Source organism: Actinosynnema sp. CA-299493 (assembly GCF_050946825.1).
Lineage (GTDB): Bacteria > Actinomycetota > Actinomycetes > Mycobacteriales > Pseudonocardiaceae > Actinosynnema.
On record NZ_CP191993.1, the window covers coordinates 938,230 to 960,056 of the forward strand.

Consider the following 21,827-nt stretch of genomic DNA (forward strand, 5'->3'; position numbering starts at 1 on the left):
GGACCACCGATGACGAAGGCCTTGAAGGTCGCGGATCGCGAGAAGACCGCCGAGCGTCTGCTCAACTCCTCGGCCGACAAGTTCTACGACCCAGAGGTGGACATCGACTGGTCCGCGCCCCTGGTCGACGGCCTGCGGTACACGCCGGAGCACCGCTGCTCGCTGTACGGCACCGAGCTGTGGGACCGGATGAGCCCGGAGCAGCGCGTGGACCTGTCCCGGCACGAGGTCGCGAGCATCGCCAGCGTCGGCCTGTGGTTCGAGATCCTGCTGATGCAGATGCTGCTCAAGGAGGTCTACCGCTCGGACCCGACGACCAGGCACGCGCAGTACGCGCTGACCGAGGTCGCCGACGAGTGCCGGCACTCGACGATGTTCGCCCGGATGGTGGAGACGATCGGCTGCCCGCCGTACGGCCCCCGTCAGCACACCTACCAGCTGGGCAAGCTGCTGCCGGTGATCGGCTACGGGCCCGCCCTGTACGGGTCGATCCTGGTCGCCGAGGAGATCCTGGACCGGTTGCAGCGCGAGACGATGGCCGACGAGACGGTGCAGCCGCTGGTGCGCATGGTCAACCGGATCCACGTGCTGGAGGAGGCCCGGCACGTGCGGTTCGCGCGCGAGGAGGTCGTGCGCGGGATGGCGCAGCTGACGAAGAAGGAGCTGCCCTACCAGCGGTGGCTGATCGCGACCACGTCCATGTTCATCACCCGGTCGCTGATCAACCCGGACGTGTACGCGGCGGTGGGGCTGGACAAGGAGCAGGCGCACAAGGCGGCGCTGGCCAACCCGCACTGGCGGGAGAGCATCCGCTGGTCGGGCGAGCGGATCATGAAGTTCCTGGACGAGGTCGGTCTGGTCGGCAAGCCGGGCATGAGCGCGTGGCGCCGCTCGTTCCTGCTCGGATGAGCGCCCCGACCAGCGCCCCGACCGCCGGGGCCGCCGTGCCGGCCGCCGGGGGAGTCGACGACCGGTTCGTGACGTCCGACGGCACGGCGTTGCACGTCGTGGACACCGGACCGGGCGACGCCGAGGTGACCACCGTGCTGCTGCACGGCTGGACGTTGGACCACACGTCGTGGGACGCGGTGGCGTCGGCGCTGCCGGGACGGGTGCTGCGGTACGACCACCGGGGTCACGGCCGCTCGGCGCCCGCGCCGGTCGGCACCGCGACCATCGCCCGGTGCGCGGACGACCTGGCCGAGCTGGTCGCGGCCCGGGCGCCGACCGGGCGGATCGTGCTGGTCGGGCACTCGATGGGCGGCATGACGATCATGGCGCTGGCCGAGGAGCACCCCTCGCTGCTCGACCGCGTGGACGGCGTGGTGCTGGTCGCCACCTCGTCGGGGGAGCTGGCGGGGTCGACGCTCGGGCTGCCGGGCGCGGTCGGGCGGGCGTTCCTGCTGGGGGAGAGGGCGGTCAACCGCCGGATCGCCCGGTCGCGCCGGGCCGCGCTGCTCACCCGCACCGAGGCGGCCCGGCCGGGGCTGCGGTGGCTGCTGTTCGGCAAGCGCCCGTCGTGGCGGGACGTCGCGATGACGGCCGCGATGGTCGGCCGGTGCCACCCGGTGAGCATGGTCGGGTTCCGCGACTCGCTGGACGAGCACGACCGGCGCGCGGCGCTGGCCGCGCTGGCGGGGATCCGGGCGGTGGTGCTGGCGGGCGCGGAGGACCGGCTGACGCCGTTGCGGCACGCGCGGGTGCTGGCGGACGGGCTGCCGCACGCCGAGCTGGTCATCCACCCGGGCGCCGGCCACATGCTGCCCCTGGAGAGGGCGCAGGAGGTCACAGCACACATCACCGCGCTGCTGTGAGCGGACCGGTCGGGGGTCGCCGTCGGGGGCGACCCCCGACCGGGTGTGCTCAGTGGTGCAAGGGGAAGCCGCCGCCGATGCCCCGCCAGGCGAGGTTCGAGATCAGGGCGACCGCGTCCTCCTTCGCGAGCTTCCGGTCGTCCGCCAGCCACGCGCGGGCCGTGACCTGGGACAACCCCACCAGGCCCACCGCGAGCAGCCGGGCGCGGTGCTCGTCGAGGCCCGCGTCGGCGGTGATCGTGTCGGTGATGGCCTCCACGCTGTCCGTCGTCGCCCGCTCCACGGCGCGCGCCACCGCCGGCTCGCCGCGCAGGTCCGACTCGAACACCATCCGGAACGCCTGGCCCTCGCCGTCCACGAAGTCGTAGAACGCGGCGACCGCGGCCTTCACCCGCTGCTTGTTGTCCGTCGTGGACGCCAGCGCGCCGCGCACGCGGTTCACCAGCTCGTCCACGTGGGACTCCAGCAGCGCCATGTACAGCTCGAGCTTGCCGGGGAAGTGCTGGTAGAGGACGGGCTTGCTGACCCCCGCGCGTTCCGCGATCTCGTCCATCGCGGCGGCGTGGTAGCCGTTGGTCACGAACACGTCCTGCGCCGCGGCCAGCAACTGGGCACGCCGAGCGGTGCGCGGGAGCCGCACACCCCGCCCCGCCGCGCCGCCGTGGTGCCCGACCGCAGTCTGGGCCGTCTCCGTCATGGTGCCTCCAGCCGACCAATCACTTCGCGCAACCGGGAAGGGGGTTGCCCTTCCGGCTCGCCGGCAACCTTACTCGCTGGTAGCCGCGTTCCGGGAAAGCTTCTCGTTTCGTAGGACGCCCGGCCAGGCATCCTGGAGTGGTGACCGAGACGCTGGAGGCCCACCGGACCGCCATCACCCACGTGCCCCTGTCCACCGCGCCACTACCTCCGCTGGACACAACGATCCAGCCGTGGCCTGGTGACTACGTCGAGGTGGGCGGGCACGGCGTGCACGTCCGCCGGACCCCGGGACCGGCCGGGACGAAGGCGGTCTACGTGCACGGGCTCGGCGGCTCGGCGACGAACTGGACCGACCTGGCCGCGCAGCTGAGCGGGCACGTCGAGGGCCACGCGCTGGACCTGCCCGGGTTCGGCCGCTCCGAGCCGATCGACGGCTACGACTTCCGGATGGCCACGCACGCGCGGGTCGTGACCGGGTACATCGAGTCGCTCGGCCCCGGCCCGGTGCACCTGTTCGGCAACTCCATGGGCGGCGCGATCACGATGCTGGTGGCCTCCGCCCGGCCCGACCTGGTCCGCACCCTGACCCTGGTCTCGCCGGCCGTGCCGGACCTGCGGCCGAGCCTGCGCCGGGTGTCGGACCGGCGGCTGCCGCTGGCGTACCTGCCGGTCGTCGGCCCGCGCGTGCAGGCGCGGCTGGCCGCGATGACGCCGCGCGAGCGCACCCACCAGATGCTGCGGCTGTGCTTCGCCGACCCCGACGCGGTGCCGGCGAACCGGATCGAGCAGAGCGAGCACGAGTACACCGAGCGGTCCGCGCAGGCGTGGGCGGGCGGCGCGCTCAGCGCCAGCACGGTCGACCTGATCCGCTCGTGGCTGGTGCCGAGGTCGAGGTCGATGTGGCTGCTGCCGCCGAGGATCACCGCGCCCACGCTGGTCGTGTGGGGCACGGAGGACCGGCTGGTCAGCGTGCGCAAGGCGCCCAGGGTGGCCCGGCTGATCCCGCGCGGCCGGCTGCTCGTGCTGCCGCGCACCGGGCACGTGGCGCAGATGGAACGGCCGGTGACCGTGGCGCGTGCCGTGACGGGCATGTGGGAAGCGGTCGAGCGGCGGGCGTGGTGACCCCTGATCGGTTCCGCCGACCGGTGACGCGCAGGTCACCTGGAGTCCGCCGGCGGGGTGCGGTTGTGGCACCCTGGTCGCCGTGAACCGGACGTCGCAGGGCGAGCGTGGCACGGCGCCGTCCTCTGATGGCCGGCCGCCGCTGTCCGACGAGCGCTACCGCCGCGGCACGCGCCGCACCGGCGCCGAGCCGCTGGCCGCGGCCTGGGAACCGGCCGGCCGCCAGCGCCGCAAGCGCCGCGGGGGTGTGCGGGGCCTGGTCGCCGGCTACGGCTGGCGGATCTACGCGATCCCCGTGCTGCTCGTGCTGACGGCCCTGGTCGTGCTGGACACCGCCGCGCCGTCGACGTCCGCCGACGGCGGGGCGAACCCGACCACCGGCCTGTCCACGCCGCCGTCCACCTCCGGCCCGCCCGAGGCGACCGAGAAGCCGCCGGTCGAGGTCGACCTGAAGAACTTCCCCACCGCGCAGCTGCCGGACGGGCCGAAGTTCTCCGAGCAGGGCGCGGGCACGTTCGCCGTGGTGCCGGGCGGCACCCAGCCGGCGGGCGCGGGCGGCAAGCTCTACAAGTACGCGATCGCCATCGAGGACGGCGTCGAGCCCGCGGACTACAACGGCGACCGCGAGGCGTTCGCCCGCACGGTCGACGGGATCCTGGCCGACCCGCGCAGCTGGGTCGGCACCGGCCAGGTCTCCATGCAGCGCGTCGAGGGCGGGCCGGTCGACTTCACCGTGAGCTTGACCACCACCGGCACCACGCACGCCCTGTGCGGGTTCCAGATCCAGTTCGAGTCCTCGTGCTGGCACCCCGGCACCGAGCGGGTCGTCATCAACGTGGCCCGGTGGGTGCGCGGCGGCAAGGTCTACGGCAGCGACCTGAGCGCCTACCGGACGTACGCGATCAACCACGAGGTCGGCCACGTGCTGAAGAACCCGCACGAGGGCTGCAAGGAGAACGGCAAGGCCGCGCCGGTGATGATGCAGCAGTCGTTCGGGGTGGCCAACGACTACGTCGCCCAGCTCAACTCGGTCGACTCCTCCAACCGGTACGCGGTGGAGGCCAACGGCCTGGTCTGCACGCCGAACCCGTTCCCGAACGCGCCGCAGTAGCGTCGTCCCGCGCCTTGGGACGACTTTCCATCGGGGAAGACGGACGGGCAGGCTGGTGTTGTCCGTCGGTACAGGACATGTTTCGTCGAGGAGGACTCAGATGGCGCTTCCGCCGCTCGTGGAGCCCGCAGCGGAGCTGACCAAGGAAGAAGTAGCGCGCTACAGCCGCCACCTGATCATCCCGGACGTCGGGGTCGACGGGCAGAAGCGGCTGAAGAACGCGAAGGTCCTGGTCGTCGGCGCGGGTGGTCTGGGCAGCCCGGCCCTGCTCTACCTGGCGGCGGCGGGCGTCGGCACGCTGGGCGTGGTCGACTTCGACGTGGTCGACGAGTCGAACCTCCAGCGCCAGGTCATCCACGGTCAGTCCGACGTCGGCAGGCCCAAGGCCGAGTCGGCCCGGGACTCGGTGGCCGAGATCAACCCGTTCGTGAAGGTGGTGCTGCACCAGACCCACCTGAACTCGGAGAACGCGCTCGACGTCTTCCGCGACTACGACCTGATCCTGGACGGCACGGACAACTTCGCCACCCGGTACCTGGTCAACGACGCGGCCGTGCTGCTGGGCAAGCCCTACGTGTGGGGCTCGATCTACCGGTTCGAGGGCCAGGTCAGCGTGTTCTGGGAGGACGCGCCGAACGGGCAGGGCCTGAACTACCGCGACCTCTACCCCGAGCCGCCGCCGCCCGGCATGGTGCCGTCGTGCGCGGAGGGTGGCGTGCTGGGCGTGCTGTGCGCGTCGATCGGCTCGGTCATGGTGACCGAGGCGATCAAGCTGCTGACCGGCATCGGCGACCCGCTGCTCGGCCGGCTCATGGTCTACGACGCCCTGGAGATGTCCTACCGGACGATCAAGATCCGCAAGGACCCGGAGAGCCCGAAGATCACCGAGCTGATCGACTACGAGGCGTTCTGCGGTGTCGTGTCCGACGACGCCCAGCAGGCCGCCGCGGGCAACACGATCACGCCGCTGGAGCTGAAGCAGAAGCAGGAGAGCGGCGAGGACTTCCTGCTGGTGGACGTCCGCGAGCCGCACGAGTACGAGATCGTGAAGATCCCGGGCTCGGTGCTGATCCCGAAGGACCGCATCCTGTCGGGCGAGGCGTTCGCGGAGCTGCCGCAGGACAAGCAGGTCGTGCTGCACTGCAAGTCGGGCGCCCGCTCGGCCGAGGCGCTGGCCGTGCTGCACCAGGCCGGGTTCAAGGACGCCGTGCACGTGGGCGGCGGCGTGCTCGCCTGGGCCCGCGAAGTCGACCCCTCTTTGCCGACGTATTAATTGCGCCGCCTCCGGCGTCGCGGCTCGGTCGCCTGGAAGTCGGTCGTCCGAGCCCGGTTCGCGGGAACCGGGCTCGGACGACCGGCGCGACCTCGCGTGGTGGTCCGGTCCGGAGACCGCAATAATGCGGTTGGGCCGAATGCGCGGACACCGCGTGTTCCCACCCCCGAGGTCCACCACCAGGAGGCTCGGTGCAGGTAGCGTGCCTGCCGTGACCACTCCGGAGCCGCCGCCGTCGCACGTGCGCGCCGCGTTCGGCGCGCGCGACGCCGAGCCGGAGCTGATCGACGGCGGCCCGGTGTGGCGGTGCGGTGACGCGGCGATCCGGCCCGCGGGCAAACCGGCCGAGGCCACCTGGGTGGCCAAGACCCTCGACGTGCTCGACGTCGACAACCTGCGCGTGGCCAGACCGCTGCGCTCCACCGACGGCCGGTACGTGGTCGGCGGCTGGGCGGCGACCAAGTACCTCTCGGGCCGCGCCGAGCCGCGTCACGACGAGGTCGTGGACGTGGCCGTGAAGCTGCACCGGGCCACCGCCGAGCTGCCCAGGCCCCGGTTCCTGGACGCGCGCGCCGACCTGTTCGCCACCGCCGACCGCTGCGCGTGGGACGAGGAGAGGGCCGACCTCGCCCCCGACCTCGGCGGCAGGCTGTTCGACCTGACCGCCGCCCACCGCAAGCCCGTCGCGCTCAAGCCCCAGGTGGTCCACGGCGACCTGTTCGGCAACGTGCTGTTCGCGGGCGACGCCGCGCCGGCGATCATCGACTTCGCCGCCTACTGGCGTCCCGCGCCCTACGGCGCGGCGGTCGTCGTGGTCGACGCGCTGTCCTGGGGTGGCGCGGATCACGGTCTGCTCCAGCGCTGGGCCCACTTGGACGAGTGGCCGCAAATCCTCCTGCGCGCCACCCTGTTCCGGCTCGCGGTCCACGCCCTGCACCCCCGTTCGGGCAGACAATCTCTGGCGGGGCTGGAGCGAACGGCCGCACTGGTCGTCGACCTGCTGTGACCTCACCCCCAACGCGCCGTGGTTGAGCAGGCAAGTTCGCGCGGATGAAACAATCCACGTTCTGGCGTTAACAGCCGGTTCTTACCGTCGGGCACGTGACCGACTCCCGCAGGATCGACACTCACTGCCCGTACTGCGCGCTGCAGTGCGCGATGACGATCGAGAACGGCAAGGTGTCGCCGCGGGAGTTCCCGACCAACCGCGGCGGGCTGTGCCAGAAGGGCTGGACGTCGGCCGAGCTGCTGACCTCGCCCGCGCGGCTGACCACGCCGCTGGTCCGCCGGGACGGCGAGCTCCGGCCGGCCGGCTGGGACGAGGCGCTGGACCTGATCGCGGCCAAGCTCGCGGAGCTGCGCGAGGAGCACGGGCCGGACTCGGTCGGCGTGTTCGGCGGCGGCGGGCTGACCAACGAGAAGTCCTACCTGCTCGGCAAGTTCGCCCGGGTCGCGCTGGGCACGTCCCAGATCGACTACAACGGCCGGTTCTGCATGTCCAGCGCCGCCGCCGGGGGCCTCAAGGCGTTCGGGCTGGACCGCGGCATGCCGTTCCCGGTCACCGACCTCGACCACGCGGACGCGATCCTGCTGGTCGGCGGCAACCCGGCGGAGACCATGCCGCCGTTCGTGCAGCACCTCAAGAACGCCGAGCTGATCGTCATCGACCCCCGGCGCACGCCCACCGCCGAGCTGGCCACCCTGCACCTGCAACCCGCGCCCGGCACGGACCTCGCGCTGGCGCTCGGCCTGCTGCACACCGCCGTGGCCGACGGCCACCTGGACAAGCAGTACCTCGACGAGCGCACCACCGGCTTCGACGAGGCCTGGCGCATCGCCGCGACGTGGTGGCCGGAACGGGTCGAGCGGGTCACCGGCGTGCCGGTCGCCGACCAGCGGGCGGCGGTGCGGATCCTGGCCGAGGCCCACAACGCCTTCATCCTCACCGGTCGCGGCACCGAGCAGCACGCCAGCGGCGCGGACACCGTGTCGGCGTGGATCAACCTGGCGCTGGCGCTGGGCCTGCCCGGCCGGAAGTACTCCGGCTACGGCTGCCTCACCGGCCAGGGCAACGGGCAGGGCGGGCGCGAGCACGGCCAGAAGGCCGACCAGCTGCCCGGCTACCGCAAGATCGACGACCCGGCGGCCCGTGAGCACATCATGGACGTCTGGGGCGTGGACGACCTGCCCGGACCGGGCCGCTCGGCCTACGAGCTCCTCGACGCGCTCGGCCAACCCGGCGGGCCCAAGGCGCTGCTGGTGTTCGGCAGCAACGTCATCGTCTCCGCGCCGCGCTCGCAGCACGTCGCCGACCGGCTCGGCGCGCTGGACCTGCTGGTCGTGGCCGACCTGGTGCTGTCGGAGACGGCCGCGGTCGCCGACGTCGTGCTGCCGATCACGCAGTGGGCGGAGGAGAGCGGCACGATGACCAACCTGGAGGGTCGCGTCCTGCTGCGCCAGGTGGCCGTGGCGCCGCCGGAGGGCGTGCGCAGCGACCTGGACGTGATGCAGGGCCTGGCCACCCGGCTCGGGCAGCCCGCCGAGCGGTTCCCGACCGAGCCCGAGGTGGTGTTCGAGGAGCTGCGGCTGGCGTCGAAGGGCGGCGTCGCCGACTACTCCGGCGTGACCTACGAGCGCCTGCGGCAGGGCGAGGCCCTGCACTGGCCCGTGGTCCGGGACAGCACGCCGCGCAACTTCCTCGACCGCTTCGCCCACGCCGACGGGCTGGCCAGGTTCGTCCCCGTCGAGCACCGCGGCCCGGCCGAGCTGCCCGACGCCGACTACCCGTTGCAGGCGACCACCGGCCGGGTGCTCCAGCACTACCAGTCCGGCGCGCAGACCCGGCTGGTGCCCGAGCTCAACAAGGCCGAGCCCGAGGCGTACGTGGAGGTCCACCCGGACACCGCGACCAGGGCGGGCCTGGCCCACGGCGGGATGGCGGCCGTCGTCTCGCGGCGCGGCCGGACCGTGGCGCGGGTGCGCTGCGTGCCGTCGATGCGGATCGACGTCGTGTTCCTGCCCTTCCACTACGCCGGCGAGGGCCGGGCCAACCTGCTGACCAACCCGGTGCTGGACCCGACCAGCCGGATGCCCGAGTTCAAGGTGTGCGCGGTCCGATTGGAGTCGGTATGAGGAACGTTGTCATCGTGGGCTACGGCATGGCCGGCGCGCGGCTGGCCGACGAGATCCGCCGCCGCGACCCGAAGGCGGAACGGGTCTCGGTGACCGTGCTGGGCGACGAGTCGCACCACGCGTACAACCGGGTGCTGCTGTCCAGCGTGGTGGCGGGGTCGCTGACGCCCGACGCGGTGCGGCTGCACGACCCCGACTGGGCCGCCAAGCACCACGTGGACCTGCGGCTCGGCGGCGCCGTCACCAAGATCGACCGCACCCGCCGGGTCGTGCACGTCGACGACACCGAGGTGCCCTACGACGCGTTGGTGCTGGCCACGGGCTCGCGGTCGTGGGTGCCGCCGACGCCCGGCCTGCTCGACGGCAACGGCGACCTGGCGTCCGGCGTGGTGGCGTTCCGCTCGCTGGACGACTGCGCCAAGATCGTGGCCAAGGCCTCGCCCGGCACGCCGGTCGCGGTGCTCGGCGGCGGGCTGCTCGGGCTGGAGGCCGCGCGCGGCCTGGCCGGCCGGGGCTGCCTGGTCACCGTGGTGCACCCGGTCGCGCACCTGATGGAACGGCAGCTCGACGCGGGCGCGGGCCGGGTGCTGGCGAGCACGCTGAACGGCCTGGGCATCGAGTTCCGGCTCGGCGTGCTGGCCGCGAAGTACACGCCCGGCGACGGGCTGGAGCTCGACGACGGCACGCACGTGCCCGCCGACCTGGTCGTCGTCTCGGCGGGCGTGCGGGCGGAGACGGGCCTGGCCGAGCAGGCGGGCATCGAGGTCGACCGGGGCGTCCTGGTGGACGACGCGCTGCGCACCAGCGACCCCAGGGTGCACGCCATCGGCGACTGCGCCCAGCACGTCGGCACGGTGTCCGGCCTGGTCCAGCCCGCGTGGGAGCAGGCGGCCGTGCTCGCCGACCGGCTCACCGGTGTCGCGCCGGCCGCCCGCTACGCCGGCACCACCGTCGTGACCAGGCTCAAGGCCCGCGACGTCGACCTGGCCGCGTTGGGCGACGTGCACGTGGGCGTCGACTCGGTCGACGACGAGGTGCTGTGCTTCCAGGACCCGGCGCGCGGCCGGTACGCCAAGCTCGTGCTGCGCGACGACAAGGTCACCGGCGCGATCGTGCTCGGCGCGCCGGACGCGGCGGCGGCCATCACCCAGCTGTTCGACCGCGGCCTGCCCGCGCCGACCGACCGGCTCGCGCTGCTGCTGGGCCGCGCGCTGCCCGCCGAGAACGAGGCCAGCCCCGCCGACCTGCCCGCCGCCGCGGTGGTGTGCCGGTGCAACACGGTCAGCAAGGGCCAGCTGGTCAGCGCCTGGCGCGGCGGCGCGACGACGTTGTCCGCCATCGCGGAGGTCACCCGGGCGAGCACGGGCTGCGGTGGCTGCAAGGACGCGGTGTGCGGGATCGTCGACTGGCTCGCGGCCTCACAGCCCCAGTCCGCGTGATGTGCGGGGGAGTTGCCGCCGACGACACCTGTGCGAACGTCGGGGTAACGGGCCGTTCTTACGGTTCCCCCAACGGCAAATCGGTGTCCGGGAGGGTCCAATGAGCACGATGGTGGAGACCGAGGGCGTTGCGCCGCAGGCGAAGCGCGGCGGTCGGTGGATCGAGCACTGGGAGCCGGAAGACCCGTCGTTCTGGGAATCGCGCGGCAAGAAGATCGCCCGTAAGAACCTGGTCTTCTCGATCCTGGCGGAGAACCTGGGCTTCACGGTGTGGAGCCTGATGAGCATCGTGGTGGTGAGCCTCGGTTCGGTCGGCTTCAGCTTCAGCGTCGGCCAGACGTTCTGGCTGCTGATCGTGCCGAACCTGGTCGGCGCGGTGCTGCGCATCCCCTACACGTTCGCGGTGCCGAGGTTCGGCGGGCGGGCGTGGACCACGATCAGCGCCGCCCTCCTGCTGATCCCCACCACGATGCTGGCGATCGCGGTGTCGGACCCGGGCACGCCGTACTGGTTCTTCCTGCTCACGTCGGCCGCGATGGGCTTCGGCGGCGGCAACTTCTCGTCCTCCATGGCGAACATCTCGTTCTTCTACCCGGAGGGCAAGAAGGGCCTGGCCCTGGGCCTGAACGCGGCGGGCGGCAACCTCGGCGTGGCGATGGTGCAGCTGGTCGTGCCGATCGTCATCTCGCTGGGCACGGGCATCAACCTGGCCTACGCGGCGCTGGTCTGGATGCCGTTCGTCGTGCTCGCGGCGGCGTGCGCGTGGTTCCTGATGGACAGCCTCACCCAGGCCAAGCCGGACGGCTCGTCGTACAAGAAGGCGATGTCGAACAAGCACACGTGGGTGATGTCGTTCCTGTACATCGGCACGTTCGGCTCGTTCATCGGCTTCTCGTTCGCGTTCCCGTCGCTGATCAAGCTGAGCTTCGTCGAGTACAAGGGCTTCGTCGCGCTGGCCTTCCTCGGCGCCCTCATCGGCTCGGTGAGCAGGCCGTTCGGCGGCTGGCTGTCCGACCGGTTCGGCGGCGCGCGGATCACCGTGGCCGTGTTCGTCGGCCTGGCGGTGGGCACGGTCGGCCTGCTGATCAGCATCGAGGTCCGCAGCTTCGCGCTGTTCTTCGGCTCGTTCATCGCGCTGTTCGTGCTGGCCGGCATCGGCAACGGCTCGACCTACCGGATGATCCCGGCGATCTTCGCCGCGCAGGCCGAGGACATCCGCTCGGCGAAGCGGCAGGCCGCCGCCGTGGTCGGCATCGCGGGCGCGATCGGCGCGTTCGGCGGCGTGCTGGTGAACCTGGTGTTCAAGTTCTCGCTCGAGGGCAGCAAGACGCTGGCGCCCGCGCTCACCGCGTTCCTGGTGTTCTACGGCCTCTGCCTGGCCACCACCTGGTGGTTCTACCTCCGCCGGCGGGTCTTCGCCCGCGTGCCGAGCCTCGCTTACGCCGGGGTGTGACGCACACAACGCTCTGAAGTGCGGCGTGAGGCTCCTTTAACGCCTGCGAAACATTCGCGACCTAGGCACGACACGGTGCCCGGTGAGCATTGACCCGGGCAGAAGGAGGGATTGGTCCCATGACGCGAACGCTCGTAGTGGTCGGTCACGGCATGGTCGGTCACCGTCTCGTGGAGGCGCTCCGCGAGAAGGACGTCACCGGCCAGTGGCGGATCGTCGTGTTCGCCGAGGAGACCCGTCCCGCCTACGACCGGGTCGCGCTGTCGTCCTACGTGGACAGCTGGGACGCGGGCTCGCTGAGCCTCGCGCCGCACGAGGACGACGCGGTCGTGCTGCACCTGGACGACAAGGTCGTGCACATCGACCGCGACAACAAGGTCGTGCGCACCACAAAGGGCCGGGCGCAGCCCTACGACGCGCTGGTGCTGGCCACCGGCTCGGTGCCGTTCGTGCCGCCCGTGCCCGGCCGCGACCTGCCCGGCTGCCACGTCTACCGCACCATCGACGACCTGGACGGCATCCGCGCCACGGTCGAGTCGGCCCGCGCGGCCGGCCGGCACGCGGGCATGGTGCTCGGCGGCGGACTGCTCGGCCTGGAGGCGGCGAACGCGCTGCGCGGCATGGGCATCTCCCCGCACGTGGTCGAACTCGGCCCGCGGCTGATGCCGTTGCAGGTGGACGAGGGTGGCGGCGGCCTGCTCAAGCGCCTGGTGGAGAAGCTGGACCTGACCGTGCACACCGGCACGTCGGCGTCCTCCATCGAGCAGGACGGCGAGCGGCTCATCGCCAAGCTGTCCAACGGCGTCGAGCTCGACCTGGACGTCGTGGTGTTCTCCGCGGGCATCCGGCCGCGCGACGAGCTGGCCCGCTCGTTCGGCCTCACCGTCGGCGAACGCGGCGGCATCGTGGTCGACCAGGCGTGCCGCACCTCCGATGACGACGTCTACGCCATCGGCGAGTGCGCCAACCTCGGCGGCATGGTCTACGGGCTGGTCGCGCCCGGCTACTCCATGGCCGAGGTCGTGGCCGACCGGCTGCTCGGCGGCTCCGCCGAGTTCCCCGGCGCCGACCTGTCCACCAAGCTCAAGCTCCTCGGCGTGGACGTCGCCTCGTTCGGCGACGCGCACGCCAAGCAGGAGGGCGCGCTGGAGGTCGTCGTCAACGACGCCGTGGCGGGCACCTACGCCAAGGTCGTGGTGTCCGACGACGCCAAGACGCTGCTCGGCGGCATCCTGGTCGGCGACGCGTCCAAGTACACGATCCTGCGCTCGCTGGTCGGCAGGCCCGTCCCGGGCGACCCGGTGGCGCTGATCGGGCCGGAGGGCGGCGTCGAGCTGTCCATGCCGCACGACGCGCAGGTGTGCTCGTGCCACGCGGTCACCAAGCAGCAGATCGTGGACGTGGTCGACTCCGGCGACGCGGTGGACGTGCCGGGCATCAAGGCGTGCACCAAGGCGGGCACCGGCTGCGGCTCGTGCGTGCCGATGCTGAAGAAGCTGCTCTCCGAGTGCGGCGTCGAGCAGTCCCGCGCGCTGTGCGAGCACTTCGACCACTCGCGCGCCGACCTGTTCGAGATCGTCCGCTCCACCGGCATCACCACGTTCACCGAGCTGATCTCCCGGCACGGCCGCGGCGCCGGCTGCGACCTCTGCAAGCCCGCCGTCGCCTCGATCCTCGCGTCGCTGGACAACGGCCACGTGCTGGAGGGCGAGCAGGCCACCCTCCAGGACACCAACGACCGCTTCCTGGCCAACATGCAGCGCAACGGCACCTACTCGGTCGTGCCGCGCATCCCGGGCGGCGAGATCACGCCGGAGAAGCTGATCGTCATCGGCGAGGTCGCCCGCGACTTCGGCCTCTACACCAAGATCACCGGCGGCCAGCGGATCGACCTCTTCGGCGCGACCGTCGACCAGCTCCCGGAGATCTGGAAGCGCCTGGTGGACGCCGGGTTCGAGTCCGGGCACGCCTACGGCAAGGCGCTGCGCACGGTGAAGTCGTGCGTCGGCACCACGTGGTGCCGCTACGGCGTGCAGGACTCCGTGTCGCTGGCCATCGCGCTGGAGCTGCGCTACCGCGGCCTGCGGTCGCCGCACAAGCTCAAGTCCGCCGTGTCCGGCTGCGCGCGCGAGTGCGCCGAGGCGCGCGGCAAGGACTTCGGCATCATCGCGACCGAGAACGGCTGGAACCTCTACGTCGGCGGCAACGGCGGCTTCACCCCGCGCCACGCCGACCTGATCGCGTCCGACGTGGACACCGAGACCCTGATCAAGCTGATCGACCGGTTCCTGATGTTCTACATCCGCACCGCGGACCGGTTGCAGCGCACCTCGACGTGGATCGAGTCGCTGGAAGGCGGGCTGGACCACCTGCGCGACGTCATCGTGGACGACAGCCTCGGCATCTGCGCCGACCTGGAAGCCGCGATGGCCAAGCACGTGGACAACTACGCCGACGAGTGGCGCGGCGTGCTGGAGGACCCGGAGAAGCTGTCCCGCTTCACCTCGTTCGTCAACGCGCCCGGCACTCCCGACCCGACCATCACGTTCCGCGAGGAGCGCGGCCAGAAGGTGCCGGTTCTGCTGGGTGTTCCCACTGTTGGCCAGGCGGAGGTTTCCCGATGACACCTGTGTGCGAGTTGAGCGCCCTGCAGCCCGACCGGGGGGTGGCGGCCCTGCTGCCCGACGGTTCCCAGGTGGCGGTGTTCCTCACCTCGGCCGGGACCGTGCACGCGCTGGGCAACATCGACCCGTTCAGCGGCGCGGCCGTGCTGTCGCGCGGCATCGTCGGTGACCGCGGCGGCGTGCCGGTGGTCGTGTCCCCGGTGTACAAGCAGGCGTTCGAGCTCTCCACCGGCAAGTGCCTGGACGACCCCTCGACCGGGGTGCCGGTGCACCCGGTGGTCGTGACCGACGGCGTCATCCAGGTCGGGTCACCGTGACCGCCGCCCCGCTGGCCGGGTACACGGTCGGTGTGACCGCCGCCCGGCGGGCCGACGAGCTCGGCGCCCTGCTGGAGCGCAAGGGCGCGACCGTGCTGCACGGTCCCGCGATCCGGATCGTGCCGCTGCCCGACGACGCGGAGCTGCTGGCCGCGACCAAGGCGGTGGTGGATGACCAGGTGGACGTCGCCGTGGCGACCACCGGCATCGGCTTCCGCGGCTGGGTGGAGGCCGCGGAGGGGTGGGGGCTCGGCGCGCGCCTGCTGTCCCGGCTGTCCGGGGCGCGGGTGCTGGCCAGGGGGCCGAAGGCGCGGGGCTCGGTGCGTGCCGCCGGGTTGGTGGAGGCGTGGTCGCCGGAGGGTGAGAGCAACGCCGAGTTGCTCGACCACCTGCTGCGCTCCGGTGTGTCCGGCCTGCGCATCGCCGTGCAGCTGCACGGCGAGCCGCTGCCGGAGTTCACGTCGACCTTGCGCGCGGCCGGTGCCACGGTCGTCGAGGTCCCCGTCTACCGCTGGACCGGCCCGGCCGACCCCGCGCCTCTGGAACGGCTGCTGGAGGCGGTGCTGGCGGGCCAGGTGGACGCGCTGACGTTCACCAGCGCGCCCGCCGCCGCCTCCGTGCTGCGGACCGCCGAGGCCATGGGCAAGCAGGCCGAGCTGGTCTCGTTGCTGCGCCGGGACGTGCTGGTGGTGGGCGTCGGCGCGATCACCGCGAGCCCCCTCGTCGCGGCCGGCGTGCCGGTCGTGCAACCCGCCCGCGCCCGCATCGGCGCGCTGGCCCGTGAACTGACCCTGGAACTGCCCGCCCGCGCGACCAAGCTGCGCATCGCGGCCCGTGACGTGGAACTGCGCGGCCAGGCCGTCGTGGTGGACGGCGAACTGCGGCCCGTCCCACCCGCGCCGATGGCCGTGCTGCGCGTCCTGGCCGCCGCGCGCGGCCGGGTCGTGTCCCGCCGCGACCTGCTGGCCGCGCTGCCCAGCGGCGGGGAGGAGCACGCCGTGGAAACCGCCATCGGCCGGCTGCGCTCGGCGTTGGGCGAACCGCGCATGGTCGCCACCGTCGTCAAGCGCGGCTACCGCCTGGCCATGGACCCCGCCGGAGTGGCCGTATGACCCTGGTTCTCGTCGCGCACGGCACCCGCGACCCCGCCGGCGCCGTCGTCGTGGAGGAGATCGCCTCCCTCGTCCGCGCCCGCCTCGGCGGCGTCCCCGTGCGGGTCGCCTACGCCGATGTGCGGCAGCCGGACGTCACCTCCGTGCTGAGGTCCGTCTCCGGGCCGGCCGTCGTCGTGCCCGCCTTCCTGGCCGCCGGCTACCACGTCCGGGTGGACATCCCGGCCCAGGTGGAGGCCTCGGGCCACCCCGACGCGGTGATCACGGACCCGATCGGCCCGGCTCTCCTCCCCGCCCTCCTGGCCCGCTTGACCGAGGCGGGCTGGACGTCGGGCGACTCGGTCGTCCTGGCCGCCGCCGGCTCCTCCGACCCGCGCGCGCTGGCCGACGTCCGCGCCATCGCCACCGCCCTGTCCCGCCGGGTGGGTCCGGTGACCATCGGCTACGCCGCCACCGCTCAGCCCCGCATCGGGGACGTGGTCGCCGCCGCCTCGGGCCGCGTGGCCGTCGCCTCGTGGCTGCTGGCGCCGGGGCTCTTCCACCGCGTCGTCGCCGACTCCGGCGCCGCCGTCGTCGCCGCCCCGATCGGCGCCCACCTGCGCGTCGTCGAAGCCGTCCTCCTCCGCTACTACGAGGCCCGCTGCTTCCAGGACGTCGCCTGACCCGCGAGTCCTACGTTCAGAACGCGAGAGTCCTACGTTCGCGTACCCCGAGTTGAACGCTCAAGCGTCGAACGGCGTCCGGCGACGGGCCAGGAATAGTTGAGGTTTCAACTAGGTTGACGCGGGTGAGACCGCCGAACCCGGGCGGTCACCGCCCGAGGAGGCAGCCATGCCCGCCGTCACCGCCGACACCCTGACCCTGCCCCGCCTGCCCCGGCTGCCGGAGTCCACCACCGCGTGGCGCGGCGTGCGCCGGGTCGTGCGGGCGCGGCGGTTCCTCGAAGGCGAGGGCTTCCAGGTCCGCCGCCCCTTCCCGGGCGTGGAGCTCGCCGACGCGGACCCGTTCCTGCTCCTCGACCACATGGGCGCGGTCGAGTACGGCCCCGGCGAGGCGAAGGGCGCGCCCTGGCACCCCCACCGCGGTTTCGAGACCGTCACCTACCTGATCGACGGCGTCTTCGAGCACCGGGACTCCGCGGGCGGCGGCGGGGTGATCACCAACGGCGGCACGCAGTGGATGACCGCCGGTTCCGGGGTGCTCCACTCCGAGCTGCCGTCGCAGGAGCTGGTGGCCAAGGGCGGGCTGTTCCACGGCGTGCAGCTGTGGGTCAACCTGCCGAAGGCCGCCAAGTGGACGCCGCCGCGCTACCAGGACATCAAGCCCGAGAACACCAGGCTGCTGTCCGGCGACGACGGCGGCGCGCTGGTCCGCGTGATCGCCGGCGACGTGGCGGGGCACCAGGGCCCCGGCATGACGCACACGCCGATCACCTACCTGCACGCCACGATCAGCCCGCACGCCCACCTGACCATCCCCTGGCCCGAGGACTTCACCGCGATGGTCTACGTCCTGTCCGGACGCGGCACGGTCGGCGCCGACCGCCGCCCGCTCGACGAAGGGCAGCTGGCCACCTTCGGCGACGGGGCCGCGCTCACCATGCGCGCCGACACCACCTGGGACGTCCTGGTCCTGGGCGGACTGCCGCTGCGCGAGCCGGTCGCCCGCTACGGACCGTTCGTGATGAACACGCGGGCCGAGATCCTGCAAGCCGTCGAAGACTTCCAAGCCGGGCGACTGGGCGTCACGCACGTGCCGCACGTCACCGCGGCGGACGAGGAGCTGTCATGACCGATGTCCTTGAGCTGCTGCGCAAGGGACGCCTGTTCCGCGCGTCCGGCGACCCGAGCGGCGCGGCGCGCTACCTGGCCGAGGCGGCCGAGCACGCGCCGCGCGACCGGACCGTGCTGACCGAGCTCGCGCTGGCGCACTTCAAGTCCGCCGCGCTGGGCAAGGCCGAAGGCGTGCTGAGGACCCTGGTGGACCTCGACCCGTCCGACGGCTACCCGCGGCTGCTGCTGGGCCGCACGCTCAGCAGGCAGAGCAGGCACGCCGAGGCGCTGCCGCACCTGCGCCTGGCCGCCGCGATGACCCGGGACCCCGAGATCGCGGACGAGGTGGCCCGCGTCGAGGCGCGGGTCACCCCGGCGGCGGTCAGAACAGGGCCGGCGGCTCCTCCGCCTTTTCCTTGACCGCGTCCTCCCAGCGGTACGTGCGCAGGTCGACCTTGCTCCCCTCGACCACCACGCCCTCCTCGCGCAGCCGTTGCAGCTGCTCGTCGGCGATGTGGGGCGCGCACGTGCCGTTGGCGCGGAGCACCCGGTGCCACGGCAGGTCGAGCCCGTCCTGGTTGAGCACCTGCCCGACCAGGCGGGGCGACGGCGCGCGGGCGATGTCGGCCACGTCACCGTAGGTCGCGACCCGGCCGCGCGGGATCCTGCGCACGACGGCGCGAACCATCTCGTGCAACTCTTCGTCCACCGGCACAGCTTTCCACGTGCGCCCGGGAGCGTGTCGGTGGTCTGTGATTGCATGGCTCCCCGTGGCAGGGAACAGGGCGCCGTTGCTGGTGCGCCGGGTGCGGCAGGAGGAGCCCCGGCGGGACTGGGACGCGCCCGCACGCGCCGTGTTCGACCACGCGGGCGGACCGTTGCGGTTGCTCGGCGGCCCCGGCACGGGCAAGACGACGTTGCTGGCCGAAGTCGTGGCGCACCGGGTGCTGCACGGCGGCGTGCACCCGGAGAACGTGCTGGTCCTCGCGCCCAACCGGCGTGCGGCCGAGGCGATGCGCGCCCACATCACCCGCCTGCTGACCGGAGCCCGGGGTGACGGCGCGCTGCCGACCACGCAGGAACCGCTGGTCCGGACCGTCCACTCCTACGCCTTCGCCGTCCTGCGCGCGCAGGCACTGCACCAGGGCGAACCCGCGCCACGCCTGCTGTCCGGCCCCGAGCACGACGCGGTGGTGCGCGAGCTGCTCGCCGGTGACGTGAGCATGGGCGCCGCGAAGTGGCCGGAACGCCTGCGCCCCGCCCTCGCGCTGCCCGCCTTCGCGCACGAGCTGCGCGACCTGATGCTCCGCGCCACCGAACGCGGCCTCGCCCCGGAAGACCTCACCGAGCTGGGGCGCAAGCACTCCCGCGAGGAGTGGGTCGCGGCCGGCCTGTTCGCCACCCAGTACGAGCAGGTCAACCTGCTGTCCAGCAGCGGGCAGGGGCACGCGCCGTCGTTCGACGCGGCCGAGCTGGTCGGCAGCGCGCTGCTGGCCTTCCAGACCGAACCGGACGTCCTCGCCGCCGAGCAGCGGCGCGTCAGGCACCTCCTGGTCGACGACGCCCAGCACCTCGACCCGTTGCAGCACGAGTTCATCCGCGTGCTGGGCGAGGCCGCGCACGAGTTCGTCCTCGCGGGCGACCCCGACCAGGCCGTGTTCTCCTTCCGCGGCGCGGATCCCACCCTCCTGGCCGAGGCGGACGGCCCGGCGGTCGTGCTCACCACGGGCCACCGGATGGCGCCGGAGATCAGAGCCGCGGTGGGCAGGCTCGCCGGCCGCCTGCCCGGCGCGTCGCCCACCCGCGCGGTCTCCCCGGCGGACGGCACGGGCAACGTCCAGGTCCGCCTGTTCGCCTCCGCCGCCCAGGAGGCGAGCTGGGTGGCCGACCAGCTCCGCCGGGCCCACCTGATCGACGAGGTGCCGTGGTCGCACATGGCGGTCGTGGCGCGCTCGGCCACCAGGTCCCTCCCGGTCCTGCAACGCGCCCTGCTCGCGGCGGGCGTCCCGGTGGCCGTGCCGCGCGACGAGCTGCCGCTGGCGCGCCAACCGGCCGTGATGCCGTTCCTGGCGCTGCTGCGCTGCGCGGCCGTGCCCGGCAGCCTCGACGAGGACACCGCCGCCATGCTCCTGGCGTCCCCGCTCGGTGGCGCCGACCCGCTGGCGCTGCGCCGCCTGCGCCGCGGCCTGCGGCGCCTGGAGCTGGCCGCGGGCCGCGACCGGCCCAGCGGCGAGCTGCTGATCGAGGTGATCGAGTCGGACGACCGGCTGGCCGCGCTGGAGGACGCCGAGGCGCAGCCGGCCCGACGTGTCGCCGGCCTGCTCCGCAAGGCCCGCAAGGGGATCGCCGACGGTGTGACCGTCGAGCAGGTGCTGTGGGAGCTGTGGCAGACCACCGGCCTGGAGCTGCGCTGGGTGGCGCAGTCCGCGCGGCACGGCACCGCCGGCATGCAGGCCGACCGGGACCTGGACGCGATCGTGGCGTTGTTCGAGGCCGCCGCGAAGTACGTGGACCGGTTGCCCGGCTCGGGCGCCGAGGGCTTCGCGGACTACCTGGCCGCGCAGGAGATCGTCGGCGACACGCTGGCCGCCGCCGCGCCCACCGGCGAAGCGGTGTCGGTGCTGACCGCGCACGCCGCCGCCGGTCGCGAGTGGACGGTCGTCGCGGTGCCGGGCGTGCAGGAGGGCAGCTGGCCCGACCTGCGGCTGCGCGGGTCGTTGCTCGGCGTGGAGCGCATGGTCGACGTGGTCGCGGGAGTGTCGGTGGAGACGGTGTCCGCGGTCGCGCCGATCCTGGCCGAGGAACGGCGGCTGCTGCTCGTCGCGGCGAGCCGGGCCCGGCGGACGTTGCTGGTCAGCGCCGTGCGCGGGGAGGACGAGCAGCCGTCACGGTTCCTGGACGAGATCGAGGAGCTGTCCACCGACGAGCCGGAACGGCCGACGTTCACCCCCGAGCGCGGGCTGGTGCTGGCCGAGCTGGTCGGCGAGCTGCGCCGGGTCGTGTGCTCCGACGACGAGCCGGCCGGGCGCCGGGAGCGCGCGGCCGGCCAGCTCGCCCGGTTGGCGGCGCAAGGCGTGCCGGGCGCGCACCCGGATTCCTGGTACGGCTTGGCGGAGGTCACCACCGACAGTCCGCTGTGGACGGACGAGCACACGGTCAGCGTGTCGCCGTCGACCGTCGAGACGCTGGCGAAGTGCCCGCTGCGCTGGGTCGTCGAACGGCACGGCGGGCAGGACCCGGCCGAGCTGGCGTCGATCACCGGTACGCTCGTGCACGCGCTGGCGCAGGCCGCCGCGACCGGCGCGAACGAGAAGGAGCTGCGGGTCAAGCTGGACGAGGCGTGGGCCGCGGTGGACGCGGGCGCGCCCTGGTTCTCCCGGCGCGAGCGGATCCGGGTGGAGCGGATGCTCGACACGTTCCTGGACTGGCTCGCGTCCAGCCGCTCCCAGCTCACCCAGGTCGCGGTCGAGGAGGAGATCTCGGTCGAGATCCCCCGACCCGACAGCGGCCCGAAGCTGCGCGTGCGAGGCCGCGTCGACCGCCTGGAGACCGACCGCGAGGGCCGGCCGGTCGTGGTGGACGTGAAGACCGGCAAGTCCCCGGTGAGCAAGGACAAGGCGCAGGAGCACCCGCAGCTCGCGGTCTACCAGCTGGCGACGGCGCTGGGCGGCTTCACGCACCTGGGCCTGGGCACCGACCCGGGCGGCGCGCGCCTGCTGTACGTGGCCAAGGAGGACCGCAAGACCGGCGCCGTCGAACGGGAGCAGGTGCCGCTGGACGAGCAGGGCGTGCGGGTGTGGCTGGAGGCCGTGCAGCTGGCCGCCGGGTCCAGCGTCGGACCGTCCTACCAGGCCAGCGAGAACGCGGACTGTGATCGCTGCCCGGCCCGCACCACCTGCCCGGTGCACTCCTCCGGTCGCCAGGTGAGCCACTAGCACGGTCCTGAACAGCCAATTCGG

At 73.0% G+C, this 21,827-nt stretch carries 18 protein-coding genes; 16 read left to right on the plus strand and 2 right to left on the minus strand.

What is annotated here, in order from left to right:
- Positions 1-9: 9 nt before the first annotated feature.
- Both ACQPYE_RS04665 and ACQPYE_RS04670 read left to right on the plus strand, forming a co-directional pair.
- On the plus strand, positions 10-909 hold the full coding sequence (locus ACQPYE_RS04665) for an AurF N-oxygenase family protein (protein ID WP_498719380.1): 900 nt from the start codon (positions 10-12) through the stop codon (positions 907-909).
- On the plus strand, positions 906-1,814 hold the full coding sequence (locus ACQPYE_RS04670; RefSeq protein ID WP_498719382.1) for an alpha/beta fold hydrolase: 909 nt from the start codon (positions 906-908) through the stop codon (positions 1,812-1,814). The genes ACQPYE_RS04665 and ACQPYE_RS04670 overlap by 4 nt, the downstream gene beginning before the upstream one ends.
- 49 nt (positions 1,815-1,863) lie before the next feature.
- Here the strand turns inward: ACQPYE_RS04670 and ACQPYE_RS04675 are convergent, their stop codons facing one another.
- On the minus strand, positions 1,864-2,511 hold the full coding sequence (locus ACQPYE_RS04675; protein ID WP_498719383.1) for a TetR/AcrR family transcriptional regulator: 648 nt from the start codon (positions 2,509-2,511) through the stop codon (positions 1,864-1,866).
- A 140-nt stretch (positions 2,512-2,651) separates the two neighbouring features.
- On the opposite strand from ACQPYE_RS04675, the gene ACQPYE_RS04680 reads away from it, so the two are divergent.
- From ACQPYE_RS04680 to ACQPYE_RS04740, 13 genes are all read left to right on the plus strand, one after another.
- Positions 2,652-3,635, plus strand: coding sequence for an alpha/beta fold hydrolase (locus tag ACQPYE_RS04680; RefSeq protein WP_498719385.1), 984 nt, complete (start codon positions 2,652-2,654; stop codon positions 3,633-3,635).
- Positions 3,636-3,717: 82 nt separating this feature from the next.
- Positions 3,718-4,746, plus strand: coding sequence for a DUF3152 domain-containing protein (locus ACQPYE_RS04685; RefSeq protein WP_498719387.1), 1,029 nt, complete (start codon positions 3,718-3,720; stop codon positions 4,744-4,746).
- Between the two features lie 100 nt (positions 4,747-4,846).
- Positions 4,847-6,019 carry an adenylyltransferase/sulfurtransferase MoeZ gene (moeZ, locus tag ACQPYE_RS04690; protein ID WP_498719389.1) on the plus strand — a complete coding sequence of 391 codons (1,173 nt, stop codon included), beginning with the start codon at positions 4,847-4,849 and terminating at the stop codon, positions 6,017-6,019.
- Between the two features lie 211 nt (positions 6,020-6,230).
- The gene (locus ACQPYE_RS04695; protein WP_498719391.1) at positions 6,231-7,025 is read left to right on the plus strand and encodes a TIGR02569 family protein; all 795 of its coding nucleotides are present in this window, start codon (positions 6,231-6,233) and stop codon (positions 7,023-7,025) included.
- Between the two features lie 152 nt (positions 7,026-7,177).
- Positions 7,178-9,151, plus strand: a complete 1,974-nt coding sequence (locus ACQPYE_RS04700; RefSeq protein WP_498722837.1) for a molybdopterin oxidoreductase family protein — start codon at positions 7,178-7,180, stop codon at positions 9,149-9,151.
- Positions 9,148-10,590 (plus strand): FAD-dependent oxidoreductase, encoded by a 1,443-nt coding sequence (locus ACQPYE_RS04705; protein WP_498719393.1) that lies wholly within the window; start codon positions 9,148-9,150, stop codon positions 10,588-10,590. The genes ACQPYE_RS04700 and ACQPYE_RS04705 overlap by 4 nt, the downstream gene beginning before the upstream one ends.
- 100 nt (positions 10,591-10,690) lie before the next feature.
- Entirely contained in the window at positions 10,691-12,043 is a 1,353-nt protein-coding gene (locus ACQPYE_RS04710; RefSeq protein ID WP_498719395.1) for an MFS transporter, read from the plus strand.
- A 119-nt stretch (positions 12,044-12,162) separates the two neighbouring features.
- A complete protein-coding gene (gene nirB, locus ACQPYE_RS04715) occupies positions 12,163-14,667 on the plus strand; it encodes a nitrite reductase large subunit NirB (RefSeq protein WP_498719397.1) in 2,505 nt (834 codons plus the stop codon).
- On the plus strand, positions 14,664-14,984 hold the full coding sequence (nirD, locus tag ACQPYE_RS04720; protein WP_498719399.1) for a nitrite reductase small subunit NirD: 321 nt from the start codon (positions 14,664-14,666) through the stop codon (positions 14,982-14,984). Before nirB ends, nirD begins: the two co-directional genes overlap by 4 nt.
- Positions 14,981-16,096, plus strand: coding sequence for a uroporphyrinogen-III synthase (locus ACQPYE_RS04725; protein ID WP_498719400.1), 1,116 nt, complete (start codon positions 14,981-14,983; stop codon positions 16,094-16,096). The genes nirD and ACQPYE_RS04725 overlap by 4 nt, the downstream gene beginning before the upstream one ends.
- Positions 16,093-16,758 (plus strand): sirohydrochlorin chelatase, encoded by a 666-nt coding sequence (locus tag ACQPYE_RS04730; protein ID WP_498719403.1) that lies wholly within the window; start codon positions 16,093-16,095, stop codon positions 16,756-16,758. The genes ACQPYE_RS04725 and ACQPYE_RS04730 overlap by 4 nt, the downstream gene beginning before the upstream one ends.
- 169 nt (positions 16,759-16,927) lie before the next feature.
- On the plus strand, positions 16,928-17,887 hold the full coding sequence (locus tag ACQPYE_RS04735; protein WP_498719405.1) for a pirin family protein: 960 nt from the start codon (positions 16,928-16,930) through the stop codon (positions 17,885-17,887).
- Positions 17,884-18,288: a tetratricopeptide repeat protein gene (locus ACQPYE_RS04740; RefSeq protein WP_498719407.1), complete on the plus strand. Its 405-nt coding sequence runs from the start codon at positions 17,884-17,886 to the stop codon at positions 18,286-18,288. Before ACQPYE_RS04735 ends, ACQPYE_RS04740 begins: the two co-directional genes overlap by 4 nt.
- Here ACQPYE_RS04740 and ACQPYE_RS04745 read toward each other — a convergent pair.
- On the minus strand, positions 18,251-18,577 hold the full coding sequence (locus ACQPYE_RS04745) for an MGMT family protein (RefSeq protein ID WP_123748116.1): 327 nt from the start codon (positions 18,575-18,577) through the stop codon (positions 18,251-18,253). The genes ACQPYE_RS04740 and ACQPYE_RS04745 overlap by 38 nt on opposite strands.
- A 61-nt stretch (positions 18,578-18,638) precedes the next feature.
- Between ACQPYE_RS04745 and ACQPYE_RS04750 the strand changes: the two genes are divergently transcribed.
- A complete protein-coding gene (locus ACQPYE_RS04750) occupies positions 18,639-21,803 on the plus strand; it encodes an ATP-dependent helicase (RefSeq protein WP_498719409.1) in 3,165 nt (1,054 codons plus the stop codon).
- Positions 21,804-21,827 lie beyond the last annotated feature (24 nt).